The sequence below is a fragment of the Streptomyces sp. NPDC052910 genome, assembly GCF_055585605.1.
Genome location: NZ_JBVJJR010000008.1, coordinates 50462 through 64462 on the forward strand (window position 1 = coordinate 50462; position 14001 = coordinate 64462).

The window sequence follows — 14001 nt, forward strand, 5'->3', positions numbered from 1 at the left end:
TGTCCGCCGCACAACGGGCGCACGACGGACGACGGGGCCCGCACCGCTTCCGGTGCCGGGCCCCGCGGGGTGGCTAGGCGTCCTCGCCGGGGGCGCCGTCGGTCTTGTGTGCCGCCAGGTCGGGGGCGGGGGCCCGTTCCAGTTCGTGGCTGAGCTGTTCCAGCTCGCTGCCGCCCGCCATCTGCCGGGTGAGCTCGTCCAGGGCGATGTCGGCCTTGGCGTGGCTGCCGGCCATCGCACCCCGCTTGAGCAGCACGAACCGGTCGCCGACCAGGTAGGCGTGGTGCGGGTTGTGGGTGATCAGCACCACACCGAGGCCCGCGTCGCGCGCGGCGGCCACGTACTTCAGGACGACGCCCGACTGCTTGACGCCGAGCGCGGCCGTCGGCTCGTCCAGCACCAGGATCTTCGCCCCGAAGTGGACGGCGCGGGCGATGGCCACGCACTGCCGCTGACCGCCGGAGAGGGTGCCGATGGGCTGGTCGACGTCGTGCAGCTCGATGCCCATGCGGGCCAGCTCGGTGCGGGTGGTCTCGCGCATGGCGGCCACGTCGAGACGCCGGAACGGGCCCCGGCCCTTGGTGGGCTCCGAGCCCAGGAAGAAGTTCCGCCACACCGGCATCAGGGGGACGACGGCGAGGTCCTGGTAGACCGTGGCGATGCCCCGGTCCAGGGCCTCCCGGGGGGAGCCCAGCCGGACCTCCTCGCCCTCGATCTCGAAGGTGCCGGCGTCGTGCCGGTGCAGCCCCGCGATGATCTTGATGAGGGTGGACTTGCCGGCGCCGTTGTCACCCAGCACACAGGTGATCTCGCCCGCGTGGACCTCCAGCGAGACGTCGTCCAGGGCCCGGACGTTCCCGTAGTCCTTGCCGACGCCGGCCAGTCTGACCAGAGCGCTCATTTGCTGGCCTCCGCGCGCTTCCGTACCCAGGCGTTGAGCAGCGTCGCCAGCAGCAGCATCGCGCCCAGGAAGAACTTGAACCAGTCCGGGTTCCACTGCGCGTACACGATGCCCTTGCTGGTCATGCCGAAGATGAACGCGCCGACCGCCGACCCGATGGCCGAGCCGTAGCCGCCCGTCATCAGGCAGCCGCCGATGACCGCCGCGATGATGTAGAGCAGCTCGTTGCCCACGCCCTCGCCGGACTGCACCACGTCGTAGGACATCAGCAGGTGCTGGCCGGAGACCCAGGCGCAGAACGCGACCGCCATGTACAGGCCGATCTTGGTGCGCCGGACCGGGACGCCGACCGCGCGGGCCGCGTCCACGCCGCCGCCGACCGCGAAGACCCAGTTGCCGGCGCGGGTGCGCAGCAGTACCCAGGTGGCCACGGCGACCAGGCCGATCCACCACAGGACGGTGACCTGAAGGTCCACGTCACCGAGGGTGAAGTGGGAGGCGAACAGGGCGCGGGCGGAGTCGAAGCCCTCCATGTCCCCGATGGTCTTGGTGGAGACGGTGCCGCTGATGAGCTTGGTGAAGCCGAGGTTGAGGCCCGTGAGCATCAGGAACGTGCCGAGCGTGATGATGAAGCTGGGCAGTTTGGTGCGGGTCAGCACGAAGCCGTTGAAGAAGCCGATGGCCAGGGTGACGAGCAGCGAGACGCCGACGCCGACCCACACGTTGGCCGTCATCTGGTAGCTGAACATCGAGGAGACCAGCGCCGAGCTGGTCACCATCACACCGGCCGACAGGTCGAACTCGCCGCCGATCATCAGCAGCGCCACCGGGACGGCCATGATGCCGATGGTCGACGACGCGTACAGCACCGTGGAGAGGCCGGGCGCGGTCATGAACGAGTCGGCGACGATCGCGAAGAAGAGGAAGACGGCGGCGGCGCCGACGACCGAACCCAGCTCGGGCCGGCCGAGCACCCGGCGCGGCCAGCTCCTGACCCGCGGGGCGGCCTCGGGGGCGGGGGCGGTGGTGCTGCTCATCGCGTCCCCCGCTTCGTGTACTCGGCCAGGACCTTGGCGTCGTCCTTGGTGACGATCTGCGGGCCGGTCAGGACCGGACGGCCGCCGCCGAGCATGTCGCGGTTGTAGCGGTACAGCCAGAGCAGGTCGACGGCCTGGTAGCCCTGGAGGTACGGGTCCTGGTCGACGGCGAAGCCGAGGGAGCCGTCCTGGAGGGCGTCGGCGACCTTGGCGTTGAGGTCGAAGGTGTCCACCTCGGCCTTGCTGCCGGCCTGCTCGGCGGCCTTCTTCGCGGTCGGCGCGAAGGGGGCGCCGAGCGTGACGACGGCGTCCACGTCCTTGTCGGACTGGAGCTTGGCCTCGATGGAGGACTGGACGTTGGGCATGTTGGTGCCCTCGACGTAGAGGTTCACCACCTCGCCCTTGAACGCCTTCTTCACGCCCTCGCAGCGCTGCTCGTGGCCGACGTTGCCCTGCTCGTGCAGAACGCAGACGGCCTTCTTCTTCCCGCGCTGGTTGAGCTGCTCGCCGACGGCCTCGCCGGCGATGACCTCGTCCTGGCCGATGTGGGTGAGGGCGCCGAACTCCTTGGACTTGTCCGAGCCCGAGTTCACCGTGATCACCGGGATGCCGGCCTTCACCGCCTTGGCCACGACGTCCTTCATGGCGTCCGGCTTGGCGAGGGAGACGATCAGGCCGTCGACCTTCTGGTCGATCATGGCCTGGACGCTCTGGGCCTGCTTGTTCCCCTCCACGTCATGCGCGTAGAGGAACTTGATGTTGTCCTTCGCCGCCGCCTGCTTGGCACCGCTCTGCACGATGTCCCAGAAGGTGTCGCCATCGCCCGAGTGGGTGACCATCGCGAAGGTCCACCGGGGCGTGTCGACCGCCGCGCGCCCCTGGGCGGCCTTGGCGGCCCGCTCCTCGGCGCGCTTGCCGCCCGTACTGCTGCACCCCGCCAGGGTGGCGCCGAGCACCGCTGCCAGCACGGCGCTCACCGCACGTACGCCTGTCCGAACCCTTGCCACGAGGACTTGCCCTTCCACTGTCTGTCACGGTGCGGCCGGACCCCGGTCCCGCGGGCCCGACCGCCCAAGTATCCGTCACGATCCGTCACGGTCGTCCGGCGGGGCTTTCCCCGGCGGCCCGGTGCGGTGTGCAGGTGTTCTAGTGGTGTGCGCCACACCACGTCAATACTTTGTCAGAACATTCTGTCGACCGGACGATCTCCGGCGGCGCCACCGGGCCGTCTCACGGCCGGGCGAGCACGTCTCACGGCCGGGCGAGCAACTGGAAATCGAAGGAGTAGCGGGAGGCGCGGTAGAGGTGCGAGCCGAACTCCACGGCCCGTCCCGTGTCGTCGAACGTCGTCCGCTCCATCGTCAGCAGCGGCGCACCGGCCGGCTCCGCGAGCCGCTCGGCCTCCTCGGCCGTGGCGGCGCGGGCGCCGATGGTCTGCCGGGCGCTGTGCAGCGTGAGGCCGGCGGAGCGCATCAGACGGTACAGGCCCGTCCCGGCCAGCACGTCCCCGTCCAGGTCGAGCAGGCCGGCGGGGAGGTGGTTGCGCAGGTGCGCCACGGGCTCCCCGTGGGCCAGGCGCAGCCGCTCGACGTACACGACGTCCGTCCCCTCGGGCACCCCCAGCGCGGCGGCGACCCGGCCAGCGGCGGGCACCACGGTGCGGCTCAGCGGCAGGGTGGCGGGCTGCTGCCCGGCGGCCTCCAGGTCGTCGTAGAGGCTGCTGAGCTCCAGGGGGCGCCTGACCTGGCTGTGCACGACCTGCGTGCCGACCCCGCGGCGGCGCACCAGCAACCCCTTGTCGACGAGCGACTGGATCGCCTGCCGGACGGTCGGCCGCGACAGCCCCAGCCGCGCGGCCAGCTCGATCTCGTTCCCCAGCAGGCTGCCGGGGGCGAGCCCACCCTGTTCGATGGCGGCTTCGAGCTGCTGGGCCAGTTGGTAGTAGAGCGGGACGGGACTGCTGCGGTCCAGGGAGAACTGGAGGGGTCGGTGCTTCGCCACTCGCTGGAGGGTAGCGGGGGGACCTGATGACGGGAAGTCCGGAAGTCCGGAGGTTCGGTTGTCCGGAGGTTTGCTTGTCCGGAGGTTCGGTTGTCCGGAGGTTTGCTTGTCCGGAGGTTCGTTTGTCCGGACATGAGGACACGCCCCACAGGCGCGTTCGAGGGTTGCGGGGGCGTGTCCCCGTGAGAAACGGTGAGAGCGGGGGCGCCCCCTCCGGGGGAGGGGCCGGGGGCACCCCGCCCCACGCGCCACGCGCGGCACGGATTCCACGGGAGGGAGCACGGATGAAGGTCCTGGCCCTCGGGCTGACGCTCGGCCTGAGCGCGGGAGTCAGCCCCGGCCCCCTGCTGGCCCTGGTCCTGTCGGGCACCCTGCGCGGTGGGCTCGGGGTCGGGCTGCGGGTGGCGGCCGTACCGCTGCTCACCGACCTGCCGGTGATCGCGCTCTCGGTGACCGTGCTCTCCGCGCTCCCCGACCGCGCGGTCGCGGCGGGCGGCCTCGTCGGCGGTCTCCTCCTCCTCTGGCCGGCCTGCGCCACACTGCGGGAGGCCCGGACGGCCGAGCTGCCCCGGCCGGCCGCCCCTCCCGGCCCCGAGGCCTCCCCCGCCCCGAACGCCGCTCCCCGGGCCGCCGCCGACCGGCGGACCGTCCGGCAGGGCGTGGCGGTCAACCTCCTCAGCCCGCACCCGTGGATCTTCTGGATGACGACGGGGTCGCCTCTCCTCGTCGACGCCTGGCGGGAGCGGCCCGGCGGCGCCGTCGGCTTCCTGATCGCCTTCTACGGACTGCTCGTGGGCAGCAAGGCGCTCCTCGCCCTGCTCGTGGCCCGCACCCGCGACCGGATGACCACCCGCGCCTACCGCCTGCTGCTCGCCGGCTCGGGCCTGCTCCTGCTGGCCGCCTCCGCGGCGCTGCTGGTGGGGTTCGGCACCCGGCTGGCCACCTGAGCGGTATCGACAGGCGGCCGGCGGGCCCGGCGCGCACCTCTGCCGTGGCCGCCCGGGTGACGCGGAAACCCGCGGTCCGCCGACGAGAAGGCACCGCACGGACGCACCCCACCGGCAAGCCGTACCCCACGACCCAGCCGTACCCCACCGGCCCCGGCCCCGCCGGCGGGCCCCGCACCCGGACTGGGACCGTCCGGCATCCGCACCCGCACCCGCACGCGCCCGCACGGCCGGCCCTTTCGCGCGGGGCCGCCCCTCTCCTGCGTCCGGCCGGCGGCCCCGCGCCGGGCGCGGCGCGGCGCCCCCGCCTCGTCCGCTACGCCACGGCGCGTCCGTCGCCGGCCGCCTCCGCGAGCCGGGCGAGCAGGTCTTCCACCCGCTTGGCCACCGCGTCGCGGTCCCCCTCCGCCAGGGCGTTGCCGATGCCGCAGGCGACGGCTCCGGCGGCGATCCACTCGGGGGCGGTGCCGATGTCGACGCCGCCGCTGGGGACCAGGGCGGCCTGCGGCAGCTCAGAGCGGATCTCGCGGACGCGCTCGGGGCGGTGGCAGGCGGCGGGGAACAGTTTCAGGGCGTCGGCGCCCAGTTCGAGAGCGCGGACGATCTCGGCGGGGGTCGAGACACCGGCGAGCACCGGGACGCCGTAACGGTGGCCGGTGCGCAGCACCTCGGGATCGAGGGCCGGCGTGGCCAGGAACCGGGCGCCGGCCTCGACGGCCATCCGGGCGGAGGCCGCGTCCAGGACCGCGCCGGCGCCGATCAGCGCCTCGTCGCCGACCTCGCGGACCAGGGTGGCGACGGCGTCGAGGGCGAAGGGGGTGGCGAGCGATATCTCCAGGCTGGTGAGGCCGGCCGAGAGAAGCGTGCCGGACGTCAGCGTCGCCTCGTCGTAGCTGTCACCGCGCACCACGGCGAGGACGCGTTGCCCCAGCGCTGCCCGGGTGATCTCCCAGCGGTAGCGGTACACGACAGTTCGCCGCCCTTCTCCTCGCGCGCGGATCGTTCGCGACGCGTTCGCGGGTCGTTCGCGGGTCGTTCGCGGATCGAGGAGAACGGTAACGGCAGGGACTGACATCCGACCCCGTCTCGCGGTCCCCCGGACGCGCGAAACGGCCCCCGGGAGCGTGCGGGAGTGCGGCCGGGGGTGACGACACCTGCTCTGTTGCGCGCGGCGGCTGACGCTCCGTCAGGTTTGCCCGGCCTGCCGCACCGCCTACGGAACGTCCCGCTCCGGCAGAGACGCGGAACCGGCCGGGCGACGGACGCCCGGCCGGCACGACGAGAGAAACGCGAGGAGAGAGAGGGAAGACGAAGGAGGAACGGTCAGCAGCCGAAGTCCACCCGGGCGAACGACCGGTAGTGGTCGCCGCTGTAGTAGTCCTCGTGGTCGGACTTGCCGGCGACGATCCGCCGCGCACCGCGGTCGGGCGAGCCCGGCGTGATCACCGTGTACTCGTGGTAGTAGCCGCTGCCCTGCTTGGGCAGCACGCCCTCACGGTTGGAGAAGACCGTGCCGTCCTTGGGGTACGGGAACGGGCCGCCCTGCTCGATCAGGTCCAGCGTGTCGTGGGCCTGCGACGGCAGCGCGGACTGACAGACGCGGCCGACACCCTGCGCGGCGAGCGAACCCGCCGTGACCGAGGAGGCGGAGGAGACGGACGTGCCGGCCGAGACAGGTCCGGCCAGCGCGGCGGTGGGGGCGCCGAGGAGGAGGAAAGAGGCCACTGCGGCCGGGACGCCGAAGCGCGCGAAACGGTGGGGGATGTTCATGTGCCCAGGATGACGCGCGTAGCGCATGACATGTCAACGACAAACACACGATGTTCCCCCATCGTTCACCCACTCCCCGCACGGACCGCTTTGCCTGAGAGGCAAGAACTTTTGCCTTTGAGGCACGGCGGGGCTATACCGGGTACATGAGCCCACGCACCGGCACGGAAGACCCCCCGACCGAGGATCTGCCCGCCGTCGCCCCGCAGTTGCGCGCACTGCGCACTCGCAGCGCGCTGACGCTGGAGGCGGCCGCGGCGCGGGCCGGACTGTCGCCCGCCCACCTGTCCCGCCTGGAGACCGGCCGCCGGACGCCGTCCCTCCCCATGCTGCTGGCGCTCGCGCGCACCTACGGGACGACGGTATCCGACCTCCTGGGCGAAGTGCCCCAGTCGGCGGACCCGATCGTGCGGGCGGACCGGATGGAGGCCCAGCGGGCCGGCGGCTGGACGTACTGGCGCGCCGGCGGTTCCGGCCGGGCCATGCAGGCCTTGCGGCTGCACGTGCCGCACGGGCACGACGCGGCCGGCCAGGAGGACCTGGTACGCGTGCACCCGGGCGAGGAGTGGCTCTACGTCACCGCGGGCCGGCTCCGGCTGTCGCTCGGCGGGACGACGCACCTGCTCGGCCCGGGCGACGCCGCCCACTTCGACTCGCTCACCCCGCACCGCATCGCGTCCGCCACGCCCGGCGGGGTGGACCTGCTGTTCATGCACACGCTGATGCAGAGCGGCGTGGCCGGGCTGTGCCTCGGCGACGCCGGACCCAACCGGAGGGGACACCATGAGTGACACCGCGCACCGTCGGACGGTGCGGCCTGCCGCGGACGACGCCGGGACGGCCACCGCCCCGGGCGGCACCCCGGCCACCGTCCCGGACGGCGCCGCCCCGCGCCCGGAGGACACCGCCCCCGCCGCCGCCACGACCCCTGCCCCCGCGCGGGAGGAGGCCCAGGTGGAGGACCGCGCGCCCATGGGCATGGCGGTACGGGTCTTCATCTACCTGGTCGCCGTCCACTTCATCTCCGCCTTCTTCTTCCTCCTCTTCTACCTGGGCAAGTGACCGCTTCCACCCCTGGGCGAGTGACCGCCCGGACCCCGCCGGCGCCCCGCGGCACGTGACCGCTTCCCCCGGGCGGGTGACGGCCCCGAACGCGGGCCGGCCGCTATCCTGACGGCCCGTCCCCGCACTTGGACCCACCCCAGGAAGGCGGAACGCCGATGGCGCGCACGGCTCAGGACGTCCTGGCGGACGCGGTGCGCGAGCCGGCCCCGCACACGGGCGCCAACCGGCTCGTCCCCCGGATCGCCGACGGTTCGGCACCGCGCTCGGTGATCGCCGCGTTCGCGCTGGAGCAGCACCACGTCATCGCCGCCGACCGGGCCGCCTTCCGGCACCTGGCGGAACGGTCGGCGGGCCGCCCCGCCGTGGCGGCGTTCTTCGCGCCGCTGGCGCGTGACGAGACCACCGCGCTGGAGCTGCTGACGCCCCTGGCCGCGGCCTGCGGGCTGGACGAGCGGACGGTACGGGAGTACGAGCCGACGCCGGGTTGCCAGGCGTACCCCGCGTACACGTCCTGGCTGGCCCTCCAGGCGGAGCCGGTGGACGTGGTGGTGGCCCTGACCGTCAACTTCGCGACGTGGGGCGGCTACTGCGCCACGCTGGGGCGGGCGCTGCGCGCGCACTACGGGTTCGACGACGCGGCCTGCGGCTTCTTCGACCACTTCGCCCGGCCGGCGCCGGAGGCGGCCGAGCGGGCCCTGGCGGCGGTGGCGGCCGGGCTGGCCGACGGGCTCCTCACGGAACGGCTGGCGCACCGCTACGGACGGCTCCTGCAGAGCTACGAGACGATGTTCTGGAACGCGCTCGTGGAGATGTGACGCCTCGTCACCCACTGTGCCGCGCCACCCACTCCCCCGCGCACCCGCTCCCCCGCGCCACCCAGTCCGCCGCGCCACCCACTCCCCCGCGCACCCGCTCCCCCGCGCCACCCAGTCCGCCGCGCCACCCAGTCCCCCGCGTCACGCCACCGCCGGCGTCACCCGCCCCGTCCGAGGGCCGCGCACCCGCCGCGGCGCCTCAGCCGCCCCAACGCTTCTCCAGCCCCCGCACCCCCTCCTCCGTCAGCACGCCGTGCACCCGCAGCCGGGCGATCCCCCCGTCCGGATGGATGTCGAGCCGCAGGTGGGTGGCGACCGGGCGGTCCGGCAGCGGGAAGCGGTGGACGGAGTCGGGCCGGAGGCGGGTGAGGGGCAGGATCTCGGTCCAGTCGCCGTCCCCCGCCGCGTCGCGCGCGGAGAGCGCCGCCCAGCCCGCCGCGTTGCCCTGGTAACAGCCGGTGTCGATCTCGACGGCGCGCAGCAGCGACTGTCCGGCCAGCCGGTAGCGCACCCAGTCGTGGCCCCGGTCGCGCCGGCGGCGGGTCTCCCAGCCGTCGTCCATGCGCCGGGAGCGGCCCGGCATGATGGGGCCGGACGGCGAGGAGAAGAAGCGGTCGGAGGCGTCCTCGGCCAGGCCGCCGTTCTCCAGCGCGGCCACGTCCACGGTCCCCAGCACGGTGAGCCAGGCCGGGTCCGGCACGGGTTCGCCGTGGACGCGGAACCGGGCGATGCCGCCGTCCGGGTACTGCCGGAGGCGCAGGTGGGTCCAGCGGCGCGGGTGGTCGACGGCGAAGGCGTTGGCCGCGTGGCCGCCGACCGGGGTGCGGGGGACGAGGACGGTCCACCGCACGTCGTCCGCCGTCAGCTCCTCCGGGGACGGCGTCCCGGGCAGGGCGGTCGCCTCGACGCTCACGGCCTGCGGGTGGTTGCCGCGGAAGTGGGCGGTGTCGACGACGAGGCCGCGGACGACGCCGGGCACACCGAGCCGGACGAGCGCCCAGTCGTGCTCGTCGTCGCCGGGGTACGGGTGGTCGGCGGACGGGCCGCGCCGGCGGCGGGTCTCCCAGCCGTCCATGACCTTGCCCTTGTGTCCGAAGTGCTCGGGGTCGAAGCGGGCCGGGCCGGGGACGAGGAGGTTCTCGCGCTGGGCGAAGAACTCGTCCCCGGCGGCGATCACGGCGCCGCCGAGCCGCCGGTCGGCGAGGTCGGGGAGGTGGTCGAACGGGAGGTCGGCGGCGGCGCGGTGGTCGGCGTAGGGGTCGCCGCCCCGGTAGGGCCGCGCGGGACCGGTGAACGAGGTGAGAGCGGTGCCGGGGGCGGTGAGGGCGGCGGGTATGCCGCTGGTGATGCTCATGCGCGCTCCAGGAGTCGGCCGGTGGGTGCGGTGAGGGCACCGAGGTGGTGGATCCGCCGCCCGCGCAGCCAGGTGGACCGGACGACGCCGGTCAGCGTGCGGCCCGCGTAGGCGGTCACCGGGTTGCGGTGCTGCAGGGCGGCCGGGTCGACGGTGAACGTCTCGTCGGGGGCGAGCACCGCGAAGTCCGCGTCGCGGCCGGGCTCGATGGCGCCCTTGGCGGCGAGCCCGGCGAGGGCGGCGGGCGCGGTGGCCATCCAGCGGGCCACGTCGTCCAGGGTGTGGCCGCGCCGGCGGGCCTCGGTCCAGACGGCGGGCAGGCCGAGCTGGAGGGAGGCGATGCCGCCCCAGGCGCGGCCGAAGTCGGGGACCTTCAGGTCGGCGGTGCACGGCGAGTGGTCGGAGACCACGCACTGGATCGTCCCGGCGGCCAGCCCGGCCCACAGCGCGTCCCGGTTGGCGGCCTCCCGGATGGGCGGACAGCACTTGAACTCGGTCGCGCCGTCCGGGACTTCCTCGGCGGTGAGGGTGAGGAAGTGCGGGCAGCTCTCGGCGCTGATCCGGACGCCCGCCGCCCGGGCGGCGGCGAGCGTGCCGAGCGCGTCGGCGGAGGACAGGTGGAGGACGTGCACCCGGGTGCCGTGCCGCCGGGCGACGCCGACGAGCTGTTCGACCGCCGCGTTCTCGGCGTCGCGCGGCCGGGAGGCGAGGAAGCCGGCGTAGCGCGGGCCGTCGGGGGCGGGCGCGCCGTCCAGTCGCTCCGGGTCCTCGGCGTGCACGATCAGCAGCCCGTCGAAGGCGGCGAGCTCGGCGGCGGCCGCCTCCAGGGCGGCGGCGTCCAGCGGCGGGAACTCGTCCACGCCGGAGGGCGAGAGGAACGCCTTGAAGCCGAGGACGCCGGCGTCGTGCAGGGGGCGCAGGTCGGCCCGGTTGTCCGGCACCGCCCCGCCCCAGAAGCCGACGTCGACGTGGACGGCAGGGCGGGCGGTGTCCCGTTTGACGCGCAGGTGCGCGACGGTGGTGGTGGGCGGGACGCTGTTGAGCGGCATGTCGACGAGGGTGGTGACGCCGCCGGCCGCCGCGGCGCGGGTGGCGGTGGCGAAGCCCTCCCACTCGGTGCGGCCGGGATCGTTGACGTGCACGTGGGTGTCGACGAGCCCGGGGAGGAGGACGTCGTCGCCCAGGTCCTCGACCCGGGCGCCGGGCCCGGGCGGGGCGGTGTGGCCGGTGACGGCGGTGATGCGGCCGCCCTCGACGACGACGGAGGCGGGGCGGGTGCCCTCGGGCGTCACCACCCGCCGGGAACGCAGGACGAGCTGCCGGTCGGACACGACGCCCCCCGAGGGTCAACAGGCGGATTTCAACGTTCTGTTGAACCGCACTGGCCCGCAGTCTCCATTTCTGTCGGGACCCCGTCAACCCCTCCCGCATCGCCACCCTCCCCACATGGAGCTTTCCGCGAAGCGGGAGATCGCTTCCACGCGCCAGAACCGTGGGTGAGCCACCGGCCACGGCCCGGTAGGCTGCTCCCACCCCACCCCGGAAGGACCGCGACCAGTGCCCTCGTCCGAGCCCAGAACCCCGTCAGCCACCGGGGGCGTGCAGTCCCTCGAGCGCGCCTTCGTCCTCCTGGAGCGCATGGCCGACGCAGGCGGCGAGGTCGGGCTGAGCGAACTGGCCACGGCCAGCGGCCTGCCGCTGCCCACCATCCACCGCCTGATGCGCACCCTCGTCGCCACCGGCTACGTCCGCCAGCAGCCCAACCGGCGCTACGCGCTCGGCCCGCGCCTGATCCGCCTCGGCGAGTCCTCCGCCCGCCTGCTGGGCACCTGGGCCCGGCCGCACCTGACGCGTCTGGTGGACGAGACCGGCGAGACCGCGAACATGGCCCTGCTCGACGGCGACGAGGTCGTCTACGTCGCCCAGGTGCCCTCCCGCCACTCGGTCCGGATGTTCACCGAGGTCGGCCGGCGCGTCCTGCCGCACACCACCGGCGTCGGCAAGGCCCTGCTCGCCCAGGCACCGGACGACGAGGTCCGCGCGATCCTCGGCCGGACGGGCATGCCCGCCGCCACCGAGAAGACCATCACCTCGCCGGACGTCTTCGTCGACGCGCTGGCCCGCGTCCGCGACTCCGGCTACGCGGTCGACGACAACGAACAGGAGATCGGCGTCCGCTGCCTGGCGGTCCCGGTGCCCGACTCCCCCACGGCGGCGGCCATCTCCATCTCGGGCCCGGCGGGCCGCGTCACGGAAGAGGCGACGGAGCGCATCGTCCCGCTGCTGAAGCAGGTCGCAGCGGAGCTGGCCGCGACGCTCGCCAACACGACACCGGCCTGACGGGCGGGGCGCCCGCGGCGGGCGGCGCCCGGATCCCTCCCTCGGGGGGAGCGCCCCCGTAGCCGGTCCGGCGGGGAGGACGAGCGGCGGAGCCGCGGTCGAACGGGCCTGGGGGCCTGCCCTCGGGAATCGGCGAAGCGAGGGTGCGTCCCCTGGCGCCGGGACGTGCTCCGAGGCCGGGACCAGGGCTCCGGGGCCGGGACCGGGATCTGAGACCGGGACCAGGGCTTCCTACCCCGCGAAGCGGTCGACCGCCGCGCGGACCTCGCCCAGGGCGGGCGCCAGCGCGCTCACCGAGCCGACCGCGCCCGCGACGAGCAGCAGCGAGCTGCGCAGCCGGGAGACCTCCGGGTCGCCCGCGCGGGCCATCGCGTCGAGGGCCGCGAGCTCGTCCTCGGCGGCGTCCCGGTCGGGTAACCGGGCGGGGTGCGCGGCCAGTGCCCGGCGGAGCCGGGAGACCGCGGCGCTCAGCTCGTCCACCTTCGGGTCCCGCTGCGGATCCCGCTCGCCGGGACGGCCCGTCGGCCCCTGTTCCACCACCACGGCGCCTTCCGCCACGAGTCTCCCCCTGCCCACGCCCACGCGCGATCAGTTAACGCCACTTCCCACGGGCCGCGCCACACGGAAAGCGAAATTCAGGCCGCGTCTTCCCGAGCGAGTGGCGAACTCCCGTACGGGGGCGCGGGTGGCCGCCCTTGCGCTATGCAAGGGGCATGACGCTGACGAGGGATGAGAGGGATGAGAGAGAAGAGGCCGCCGCACCCGTCGCCGGACTGCTGCTGGCGGCGGGCGGCGGGCGGCGACTGGGCGGCCGGCCCAAGGCGCTTCTCGAACACCAGGGCCGCACCCTGGCCGAACGCGCGGTCGCGGAGCTCGCGGCGGGCGGCTGCGGACCGGTCCACGTGGTGGCGGGCGCCGCGGCGGCCGAGGTCCGGCGACGGCTCGCGGGCACGGCGTGCACGGTGGTCGGGAACCCGGACTGGGCGACGGGCATGGGCTCCTCCCTCCGCGCCGGACTGGCGTCGCTGGCCGGCACCGGCGCCTCGGCGGCCCTGGTGCTGCTGGTGGACCAGCCGGGGATCGGCGCGGCGGCGGTGGCCCGGGTGCTGGCGGCCCACCGCGCGGGGGCCGGCCTGGTGACCGCGTCGTACGCGGGCCGGCGCGGCCACCCGGTCCTGTTCGCCCGCGCCCACTGGGCGGGGATCGCCGCGTCGGCCACGGGCGACCGCGGCGCACGCGCGTACCTGCGCGCGCACGCGTCCGCCGTCACCACCGTCCCCTGCGAGGACGTCGCCGCCCCCCACGACATCGACACCCCGGCGGACCTCGCCCGGCTCCTCGACTGACCACCACAGGGACCCCGGCCCGGCCTCAGTCGCCCCGGCCCGTCCTCTCACCCCCGAGCAGACCGAGCGCGCTCAACACGGTGACGCACAGCGTCATCCACCCCAGGAACGCACCCCCACCGCACAGCACGGCCCCGGCGGCCCGCACCCCCGTCACGTACGACAGCCCACCGGCCACCACGGCGACCAGCAACGAGGTGGCGAACGCCAGCAGCACGAGAAGCACCTGAACGGGAAAAGTCGGTCTCACGGTCGATCCCCTTCTCCGGAAGGCGGTCGACCCGTCGGCAGGCAAGCCTCGGCCCGACCACCCCTCACGATGGTCCGCCGAGACTCCGCGACGATCAGAGACTCACGTGTACTCATTTCCGGCCACGGCCGGAGCACTGTCCCCCATCGGACACGTCGCCAGTGCCCCACTCACC

At 74.3% G+C, this 14001-nt stretch carries 16 protein-coding genes; 6 read left to right on the forward strand and 10 right to left on the reverse strand.

Annotated features, from left to right (window positions below):
• Window positions 1–73 precede the first annotated feature (73 nt).
• The 4 genes from ACZ6X9_RS25940 to ACZ6X9_RS25955 all read right to left on the reverse strand — a co-directional run bounded on the left by ACZ6X9_RS25940 (window position 74) and on the right by ACZ6X9_RS25955 (window position 3939).
• Window positions 74–901 carry an ATP-binding cassette domain-containing protein gene (locus tag ACZ6X9_RS25940; RefSeq protein ID WP_469780413.1) on the reverse strand — a complete coding sequence of 276 codons (828 nt, stop codon included), beginning with the start codon at window positions 899–901 and terminating at the stop codon, window positions 74–76.
• A complete protein-coding gene (locus tag ACZ6X9_RS25945; protein ID WP_469780414.1) occupies window positions 898–1938 on the reverse strand; it encodes an ABC transporter permease in 1041 nt (346 codons plus the stop codon). The genes ACZ6X9_RS25940 and ACZ6X9_RS25945 overlap by 4 nt, the downstream gene beginning before the upstream one ends.
• Window positions 1935–2945 carry a sugar ABC transporter substrate-binding protein gene (locus ACZ6X9_RS25950; RefSeq protein WP_469780415.1) on the reverse strand — a complete coding sequence of 337 codons (1011 nt, stop codon included), beginning with the start codon at window positions 2943–2945 and terminating at the stop codon, window positions 1935–1937. The genes ACZ6X9_RS25945 and ACZ6X9_RS25950 overlap by 4 nt, the downstream gene beginning before the upstream one ends.
• Window positions 2946–3189: 244 nt before the next feature.
• Window positions 3190–3939 (reverse strand): GntR family transcriptional regulator, encoded by a 750-nt coding sequence (locus ACZ6X9_RS25955; RefSeq protein ID WP_469780416.1) that lies wholly within the window; start codon window positions 3937–3939, stop codon window positions 3190–3192.
• A gap of 284 nt (window positions 3940–4223) precedes the next feature.
• Between ACZ6X9_RS25955 and ACZ6X9_RS25960 the strand changes: the two genes are divergently transcribed.
• Window positions 4224–4886 (forward strand): LysE family transporter, encoded by a 663-nt coding sequence (locus ACZ6X9_RS25960; RefSeq protein ID WP_469780417.1) that lies wholly within the window; start codon window positions 4224–4226, stop codon window positions 4884–4886.
• A 316-nt stretch (window positions 4887–5202) separates the two neighbouring features.
• Here ACZ6X9_RS25960 and ACZ6X9_RS25965 read toward each other — a convergent pair whose 3' ends face one another.
• Together ACZ6X9_RS25965 and ACZ6X9_RS25970 are read right to left on the reverse strand one after the other, a co-directional pair.
• Entirely contained in the window at window positions 5203–5853 is a 651-nt protein-coding gene (locus tag ACZ6X9_RS25965; RefSeq protein ID WP_469780418.1) for a bifunctional 4-hydroxy-2-oxoglutarate aldolase/2-dehydro-3-deoxy-phosphogluconate aldolase, read from the reverse strand.
• A gap of 356 nt (window positions 5854–6209) precedes the next feature.
• Complete coding sequence (locus ACZ6X9_RS25970) at window positions 6210–6656, reverse strand: guanyl-specific ribonuclease (RefSeq protein WP_469780419.1); 447 nt, start codon at window positions 6654–6656, stop codon at window positions 6210–6212.
• A gap of 146 nt (window positions 6657–6802) precedes the next feature.
• Between ACZ6X9_RS25970 and ACZ6X9_RS25975 the strand changes: the two genes are divergently transcribed.
• The 3 genes from ACZ6X9_RS25975 (at window position 6803) to ACZ6X9_RS25985 (ending at window position 8536) form a co-directional block, all read left to right on the forward strand.
• Window positions 6803–7447 (forward strand): helix-turn-helix domain-containing protein, encoded by a 645-nt coding sequence (locus ACZ6X9_RS25975; RefSeq protein WP_469780420.1) that lies wholly within the window; start codon window positions 6803–6805, stop codon window positions 7445–7447.
• A complete protein-coding gene (locus tag ACZ6X9_RS25980; protein ID WP_469780421.1) occupies window positions 7440–7718 on the forward strand; it encodes a DUF6126 family protein in 279 nt (92 codons plus the stop codon). The genes ACZ6X9_RS25975 and ACZ6X9_RS25980 overlap by 8 nt, the downstream gene beginning before the upstream one ends.
• A 158-nt stretch (window positions 7719–7876) precedes the next feature.
• Entirely contained in the window at window positions 7877–8536 is a 660-nt protein-coding gene (locus ACZ6X9_RS25985) for a thiaminase II/PqqC family protein (RefSeq protein ID WP_469780422.1), read from the forward strand.
• 199 nt (window positions 8537–8735) lie between these two features.
• Here ACZ6X9_RS25985 and alc read toward each other — a convergent pair whose 3' ends face one another.
• Window positions 8736–9890, reverse strand: coding sequence for an allantoicase (alc, locus tag ACZ6X9_RS25990; RefSeq protein WP_469780423.1), 1155 nt, complete (start codon window positions 9888–9890; stop codon window positions 8736–8738).
• Window positions 9887–11221: an allantoinase AllB gene (gene allB / locus ACZ6X9_RS25995; protein WP_469780424.1), complete on the reverse strand. Its 1335-nt coding sequence runs from the start codon at window positions 11219–11221 to the stop codon at window positions 9887–9889. The genes alc and allB overlap by 4 nt, the downstream gene beginning before the upstream one ends.
• Before the next feature lie 226 nt (window positions 11222–11447).
• On the opposite strand from allB, the gene ACZ6X9_RS26000 reads away from it, so the two are divergent.
• Window positions 11448–12230 (forward strand): IclR family transcriptional regulator, encoded by a 783-nt coding sequence (locus ACZ6X9_RS26000; RefSeq protein WP_469780425.1) that lies wholly within the window; start codon window positions 11448–11450, stop codon window positions 12228–12230.
• A 231-nt stretch (window positions 12231–12461) separates the two neighbouring features.
• Here ACZ6X9_RS26000 and ACZ6X9_RS26005 read toward each other — a convergent pair whose 3' ends face one another.
• Window positions 12462–12788: a DUF5955 family protein gene (locus tag ACZ6X9_RS26005; protein WP_469780426.1), complete on the reverse strand. Its 327-nt coding sequence runs from the start codon at window positions 12786–12788 to the stop codon at window positions 12462–12464.
• A gap of 155 nt (window positions 12789–12943) precedes the next feature.
• Between ACZ6X9_RS26005 and ACZ6X9_RS26010 the strand changes: the two genes are divergently transcribed.
• Complete coding sequence (locus ACZ6X9_RS26010; RefSeq protein ID WP_469780427.1) at window positions 12944–13576, forward strand: nucleotidyltransferase family protein; 633 nt, start codon at window positions 12944–12946, stop codon at window positions 13574–13576.
• Window positions 13577–13601: 25 nt separating this feature from the next.
• Here ACZ6X9_RS26010 and ACZ6X9_RS26015 read toward each other — a convergent pair whose 3' ends face one another.
• Window positions 13602–13826: a hypothetical protein gene (locus ACZ6X9_RS26015; RefSeq protein WP_469780428.1), complete on the reverse strand. Its 225-nt coding sequence runs from the start codon at window positions 13824–13826 to the stop codon at window positions 13602–13604.
• Window positions 13827–14001 lie beyond the last annotated feature (175 nt).

Bases quoted from the DNA above. Each gene is read 5' to 3' on its own strand.
- ACZ6X9_RS25960 (WP_469780417.1), top strand. From the start codon at position 4,224: ATGAAGGTCCTGGCCCTCGGGCTGACGCTCGGCCTGAGCGCGGGAGTC.
- ACZ6X9_RS25945 (WP_469780414.1), bottom strand. From the start codon at position 1,938: ATGAGCAGCACCACCGCCCCCGCCCCCGAGGCCGCCCCGCGGGTCAGG.
- ACZ6X9_RS26010 (WP_469780427.1), top strand. From the start codon at position 12,944: ATGACGCTGACGAGGGATGAGAGGGATGAGAGAGAAGAGGCCGCCGCA.
- ACZ6X9_RS25970 (WP_469780419.1), bottom strand. From the start codon at position 6,656: ATGAACATCCCCCACCGTTTCGCGCGCTTCGGCGTCCCGGCCGCAGTG.
- ACZ6X9_RS25980 (WP_469780421.1), top strand. From the start codon at position 7,440: ATGAGTGACACCGCGCACCGTCGGACGGTGCGGCCTGCCGCGGACGAC.
- ACZ6X9_RS25940 (WP_469780413.1), bottom strand. From the start codon at position 901: ATGAGCGCTCTGGTCAGACTGGCCGGCGTCGGCAAGGACTACGGGAAC.
- ACZ6X9_RS25985 (WP_469780422.1), top strand. From the start codon at position 7,877: ATGGCGCGCACGGCTCAGGACGTCCTGGCGGACGCGGTGCGCGAGCCG.
- alc (WP_469780423.1), bottom strand. From the start codon at position 9,890: ATGAGCATCACCAGCGGCATACCCGCCGCCCTCACCGCCCCCGGCACC.
- ACZ6X9_RS25975 (WP_469780420.1), top strand. From the start codon at position 6,803: ATGAGCCCACGCACCGGCACGGAAGACCCCCCGACCGAGGATCTGCCC.